Below are 443 nucleotides of genomic sequence, written 5' to 3' on the forward strand. Positions count from 1 at the left end.
TGTAAAACAATTGCTAAAACACTATCATTTTGCCTCGTTAGGAGCATTTAACGCCTTGCTCAATCAGTTTAACATAGCGGTAGAAAAGGTAGAAGGCGAACTGCAAGGCGTTCCTAAAAAGGGCTTGGTATATGTGGTATTGGATGAAAATGGCAATAAGGCAAGCCATCCTTTTAAAGCCTCCAAGCTCGGCAAAACACTGAGCTTACCTTATATCGAAAAACATTTACAAAAGGAACAAGATCACTTAAAAGGACAAAACACCACTTCCTTAAAGGCGCATATCACCTTTGCCAAAGAAACAACTCATAGTAAAAGTGAATTTGTTCAAGAACTAAAAGCAAAAGGGATAGAGGTTGTCTTCCGTGAAAACAAAAAGGGGAGAACGTATGGAGTAACCTTTATTGATCACAACAGCCGATGTGTGTATAATGGTTCTCAGC

At 39.1% G+C, this 443-nt stretch carries 1 pseudogene; it reads left to right on the plus strand.

Features of this window, described 5'->3' with window-relative positions:
• Window positions 1–443, plus strand: a pseudogene (locus HMPREF1551_RS03685) (relaxase); the annotation flags it as partial.

The sequence above is a fragment of the Capnocytophaga sp. oral taxon 863 str. F0517 genome (genome assembly GCF_000466425.1).
In the GTDB taxonomy this organism is placed as follows: Bacteria; Bacteroidota; Bacteroidia; order Flavobacteriales; family Flavobacteriaceae; genus Capnocytophaga.